Consider the following 5,405-nt stretch of genomic DNA (forward strand, 5'->3'; position numbering starts at 1 on the left):
GGGACGACGGTCGTCGCGGCCGCCGGGTGCGCGGGGAGGGTCAGGCTCAGCGCAGCAGCTGGAGCACGCCCTGGCCGGCCTGGTTCGCCTGGGCCAGCATCGCCGTCCCGGCCTGGGACAGGATGTTGGTGCGCGAGTAGTTCATCATCTCCTTGGCCATGTCGACGTCGCGGATGCGCGACTCGGCGGAGGTGAGGTTCTCGGCCGCCACGTTGATGTTCGAGATGGCGTAGTCGAGACGGTTCTGCGTGGCGCCGAGGCCCGAACGGGCCGTGGAGACGGCGGTCAGCGCGGTGTCGAGGGTCTCGATGGCCGCCTGCGCGCCGGCCGACGTGGTCACGTCGAGGGCGGTGCCGGCGCCACCGGTCTTGTCGTAGACCGTGTCGTCGATGATCGTCTGCAGGTTGTTGGTCGTCAGGTCGATCGTGATGGTGTTGCCGGCGCCGGTGCCCTCGGCGCCCACCTGGACGGTGAGGTCGGTGGCGGTGTCGGACAGCAGGCTGATGCCGTTGAAGTTGGTCGACTCGACGATCCGGTTGAGCTCGTTGGAGAGCTCGTCCAGCTCCGAGGTGATCGCGGTGCGCGCCTCGGCGTTGTTGGTGTCGTTCGCCGCCTGGACGGACAGGTCGCGCATGCGCTGCAGCACGGACTGCGCCTCGCCGAGGGCGCCCTCGGCGGTCTGGACGACGCTGATGCCGTCCTGGGCGTTGCGGGCGGCGACGGAGTAGCCGTTCACCTGGGCCTTGAGGCCCTCCGCGATGGACAGGCCGGCCGCGTCGTCGGCGGCGCGGTTGATGCGCAGGCCCGACGACAGCTTCTCGAGCGACTTGCTCTGGCTGTCCTGGGTCCGCGACAGGTTGCGGTAGGTGTTGAGTGCCGAGACGTTGGTGTTGACGCTGAAGCCCATGATGAAGAGTCCTCCGTGAGTCGGGCGGGTGCGGTGCTCCGGCCCTTCCGTGGGCCGGTCACCAGGGACTGTCGGCCGGGCCGACAGGCTTGTGGGGTGTGACCTGGACCACTTTCCTGCGGCCGCGTCAGGACGCCGCCGGCACCGCCCACGCCGCCCGGCGCGTCGCGCCCCCCGCGACCCGCCGGCCCACGTCCGCGAGGTACTCGCGGCGGCGCGCCGTCGGTGTCGCGGGGCCCGGGGCCCGGTCCGCGTAGTGGGCGGACAGCGCCTCGCGCAGCAGGCGCACCGCCTCGCTGCGGGCGTGCGAGACGGTCGAGTGGTTCAGCCCCATCGCCGCCGCGACGTCGCCCACGCTGCGTCCCTCGAAGTAGACCTGCTCGACGACGTGGCGCAGCTGGCCCGGCAGCGCGGCGACGGCCTCGCGCACCACGTAGCCCTCCTCGACCGCGAGGGCCGCCGCCTCGGGCCCGGGCGCGTCGTGCACGACCCGGTCGTACACGTCGTCCTCCATCGGCACGACGGCCCGTCCGGCGTCGTCGCGGGTGGCGCGCACGTCGGCCACCGCGACGCCCATCGCCTCCGCCACCTGGGCGTCCGTGGGCTCGCGCCCGAGCGACGCGGTGAGCGCCTGCTCCACCGCCGTGAGCTCCTTGATGCGCTTGCGCGCCGAGCGCGGCGCCCAGTCCTGGGCGCGCAGCTCGTCCGCCAGCGCCCCGACGATGCGGCGGCGCGCGTACGCGCCGAACGGCACGCCGCGCCCGGGGTCGTAGCTCGTGGCGGCCGTCGTGAGCGCGAGCGCGCCGACGGACGCGAGGTCCTCGCGCGAGAGGTGGTCGGCCCGGGCGCACAGGTCCGAGACGAGGAAGCCGACGAGGGCAAGGTTGTCGACGACGAGAGCGTTGCGCTCGGTGAGGTCCACGCCGAAGCACCTTTCTGCTGGGGCGTGCCGCGGCAGCGCCGGGCACGGACGGGCGGCGCGGCGAGGACCGCGTCACGACCTCCCATGCGTCCGGCGTTCGGCTCAGTCGGCGCAGCACGGCCAGATCGCGGCCACATCCCGGCCGCGGCTGCCGACAGTGGTCCTCGAGCGGGCCCCTGCCCGCCCGCGACCACCCACCCGGAGGGAGAGGCACATTGGGACCTCAGGAGCTGTCGACCCTGCTGTGGCGGGAGCGTGAGCTGCTCGAGATGCTGCTGTTCAAGCTCGAGGAGGAGCAGCTGCTCCTGACCGCGGGGCGCACCCGCTGGCTCGCGCACGCCAACCGCGAGGTCGAGAGTGTCGTGGCGAAGGTCCGCGAGGCGACGCTGGTGCGCACCGTCGCCTCCGAGTCGGTCGCGACGGGCTGGGGCGTCGCCGCGGACGCGCCGCTGCGCGACCTGGTCGCGGCCGCGCCGTCCGACGGCCCGTGGCGCGAGATCCTCGAGGGTCACCTGCAGGGGCTCACCGAGCTGACCGTGCGCATCCGCACGGTGCGGGACGCGAACACGCAGTTCGTCCAGCACGCGTCGCGCTCCACCCAGGAGACGCTCGCGAGCCTCGGCGGCGAGCCGCGCACCTACGACGCGTCCGGCGCGTCCGCGTCCCGCGAGGGCGGCGTCGCCCACCTCTTCGACACGGTCCTGTAGGAGCCCGCCATGAGCTCGTTCGCCATCCTCAACACCGCCTTCCGGGGACTCAGCGCCGCCCGGGCCGGCATCGACGTGACCGGCCAGAACGTGGCCAACGTCAACACGGAGGGCTACACCCGCCAGCGCGTCCAGCAGTCGGCGACGCCGCCCCTCACGCAGATGGGCCTGGGCCGCCTCGCGCACTCCGCGCGCGTCGGCCAGGGGGTGGAGGTCGACGGCATCGCGCGCCTCGGCGACCTCTTCCTCGAGGCCCGCGTCCGGCAGACCGCCTCGGGCGAGGGGTACGCGTCCGTGCGTGCGGCCGCCTTTCGGGCGGTGGAGGACGTGCACGGCGAGCCCTCCGACGCCGGGGTCGCCGCCGCGCTGCAGGACTTCTGGGGTGCGTGGCAGGACGTCGCGAACTCGCCGGGCGAGAGCGCCCAGGGCTGGGTCGTCGTGGAGCGGGCCGGCGCCCTCGTGGACCGGATCGCCGACGGCCGTGCGCGGGTCGAGTCCGCCTGGCAGCAGTCCCGCACCGGCGCGGGCTCGCTCGCGGCCGAGGTGAACACACTCGCGGCGAAGGTCGCGGCCCTGAACTCGGCGATCCTCGACGGCTCCGGCCAGGGGGGCGCGGTCAACGAGCTCGTCGACCAGCGCACGCTCGTCACGGCCGAGCTGGCGCGCCTCACCGGCGCGACCACGAGCGGCAACCCGGACGGCACGGTCGACGTGCTGCTGGGCGGCGACCTGCTGGTGGACGGCAACCGGGTGACCGAGGTCCGCCTCGCGGGCGCGACGTCGCTCGACGGCGCCGCCGGCGCGCCGGTGCACCTCGAGTGGGCGCACCGGCCCGGCTCGACCGTCACCCTCGAGGGCGGCGAGCTCGCGGGCCACCTGTCGGCCCTCGCGCCCGCCGGTTCCGGCGGCGTCTTCGCCGACGCCGCGGCCGGCTACGACGCGCTCGCCACGGCGATCGCGACCCAGGTCAACGCGCTGCACGCGACCGGGCGGACGCCGTCCGGCGAGGCCGGCGGCGACGTCTTCACGTTCGAACCAGGCCGCTCCCCCGCCGCCGGCCTGCGGGTCGCGGTGGACTCACCGGGGCAGCTCGCCGTGGCGGCCGACGGCGCCGGCGCCCTGGACGGTTCCGTCGCCGACCGCATCGCGGGCCTCGGCCTCGCGAGCGACGGCCCGGACACCGTGTGGTCCGCGCACGTCACCCAGCTCGCCGTGCGCTCGAGCGCGGCCGGCCACGACGCGCAGATCGCGACGGCCGCGGCAGGCGCAGCGACGAACGACCTGCTCTCGCACTCCGCCGTGTCGCTGGACGAGGAGACCGTGAACCTCATGCAGTACCAGCACGCCTACCAGGGCGCGGCGCGGGTGCTCACCGCCGTCGACGAGATGCTCGACCAGCTCATCAACCGCACCGGCCGCGTCGGCCTGTAGGCCACTGCCACCGCTGCCCACCGGCACCCAGGAGATCACCGTGCGCATCACGAACCAGATGCAGGCGTCGTACGTCACGCGCAGCCTGCAGTCCAACCTCGCGAGGATCGCCGAGCTGCAGGAGCAGGGCACCTCGGGGCGCCGCCTGACGCGGGCCTCCAGCGACCCGTCCTCCGCCGCCGACGCCCTGGCCGTCCGCAACCAGCTCGCCACCGAGCGGCAGTACGACCGGAACATCGCTAACGGCGACGGCTGGCTCGCCACGCTCGACTCGGCCCTCGGGACCGTCACCGACATCGTGCAGCGGGCCCGCGACCTGGCGCTCCAGGGAGCCTCCGACACCACCTCGCCGGAGGCGCGGGAGGCGATCGCGCAGGAGCTGGGCGAGCTCCGCGACGAGCTGCTGCGCCAGTCCGGCACCACCTACCTGGGCCGCACCGTCTTCGCCGGCACCTCGGACGAGGGCGTGGCCTTCCGGGACGACTACTCGTACACCGGCACCCCCGGGTCCGGCGTCGAGCGCCGGGTGGGCGCCGACACCACCGTCCGGGTGGACGCCGACGGGGCCGCCGTCTTCGGCGAGGGCGCCGGCTCGGTCTTCGCCCTCCTCGACACCATGGCGGCGGACCTGCGGGCCGGGACCTGGAGCGGCGACCACGTGGCCGCCGTCGACGCGCGCCTCGACGCGGTGCTCGCCCAGCACACGACGGTGGGCGCCCGGCAGAACACGCTCGAGCGGGCCGCCGACACCAACCTCGGCGTGCGCACCGGGCTCGAGTCGCGCCGCGCCGCCATCGAGGACGTCGACATCGCCGAGCTCGCCATCGACCTGCAGCTCAAGCAGGTCGCCTACCAGGCGACGCTGAACATCGGTGCCAGCGTCCTCCAGCCGACCCTCATGGACTACCTGCGATGACCACCCTCACCTTCCTGACCCCGCTCCCCGGCCTCGGCGCCCGTCTGTTCGAGCTCGTCACCGAGCCCGCCGACGGCGTCTACACCCTGGTGGCGCTCGACGCGCCCGGCGTGCAGGTGCTCGCCCTCGATCCCGCGCTGTGGGTGCCCGACTTCGCGCCGGCCGTGCCCGTCGCGGACCTCGCGCGCCTCGGCCTGGACCCGGCGGACCGGAGCGCACCAGAGTCCGTGGGGCCTCTCGAACCCGTCGTGCTCGTCGTCGCGAGCGCGCGCGACGGCGCCCTCACCGTCAACCTCATGGCCCCGCTGCTCGTGCACCCGGTCACCGGCGCCGCCGTGCAGACCATCCTCGAGGGCCAGGGGCTGGACCTGCGGCGCACCCTCGTCCCCGCCTGACCCCGCGAGGTAGTCCGAGCCCCCGCGAGGTAGTCCGAGCCCCCGCGAGGTAGTCCGAGCCTGCGCGAGGTAGTACGGGACGGGTCCTGCCTCGGCGGTCACGGAAGAACGGCTCGCCTCGTGGACG

General features: G+C 74.4%; 6 protein-coding genes. 4 read left to right on the plus strand and 2 right to left on the minus strand.

The genetic code is table 11. The features are described from left to right. Nucleotides 1–46: 46 nt before the first annotated feature. Both ACFUVW_RS19215 and ACFUVW_RS19220 read right to left on the minus strand, forming a co-directional pair. Nucleotides 47–907: a flagellin gene (locus tag ACFUVW_RS19215; protein ID WP_430572901.1), complete on the minus strand. Its 861-nt coding sequence runs from the start codon at nt 905–907 to the stop codon at nt 47–49. A 127-nt stretch (nt 908–1,034) separates the two neighbouring features. After that, on the minus strand, nt 1,035–1,829 hold the full coding sequence (locus ACFUVW_RS19220; RefSeq protein ID WP_430572902.1) for a sigma-70 family RNA polymerase sigma factor: 795 nt from the start codon (nt 1,827–1,829) through the stop codon (nt 1,035–1,037). A gap of 215 nt (nt 1,830–2,044) precedes the next feature. Between ACFUVW_RS19220 and ACFUVW_RS19225 the strand changes: the two genes are divergently transcribed. From ACFUVW_RS19225 to fliW, 4 genes are read left to right on the plus strand one after another with little or no spacing between them, the layout of a single operon-like run. Continuing rightward, a complete protein-coding gene (locus tag ACFUVW_RS19225) occupies nt 2,045–2,536 on the plus strand; it encodes a flagellar protein FlgN (RefSeq protein ID WP_430572903.1) in 492 nt (163 codons plus the stop codon). A gap of 9 nt (nt 2,537–2,545) precedes the next feature. After that, on the plus strand, nt 2,546–3,967 hold the full coding sequence (gene flgK / locus ACFUVW_RS19230; RefSeq protein WP_430572904.1) for a flagellar hook-associated protein FlgK: 1,422 nt from the start codon (nt 2,546–2,548) through the stop codon (nt 3,965–3,967). Between the two features lie 40 nt (nt 3,968–4,007). Beyond that, entirely contained in the window at nt 4,008–4,883 is an 876-nt protein-coding gene (gene flgL, locus ACFUVW_RS19235) for a flagellar hook-associated protein FlgL (RefSeq protein ID WP_430572905.1), read from the plus strand. Next, nucleotides 4,880–5,278 carry a flagellar assembly protein FliW gene (gene fliW / locus ACFUVW_RS19240; RefSeq protein WP_430572906.1) on the plus strand — a complete coding sequence of 133 codons (399 nt, stop codon included), beginning with the start codon at nt 4,880–4,882 and terminating at the stop codon, nt 5,276–5,278. The genes flgL and fliW overlap by 4 nt, the downstream gene beginning before the upstream one ends. Nucleotides 5,279–5,405: the final 127 nt, after the last annotated feature.

Origin of the sequence: Isoptericola sp. NPDC057391, from assembly GCF_042668085.1 — a bacterium.
In the GTDB taxonomy this organism is placed as follows: Bacteria; Actinomycetota; Actinomycetes; order Actinomycetales; family Cellulomonadaceae; genus Isoptericola.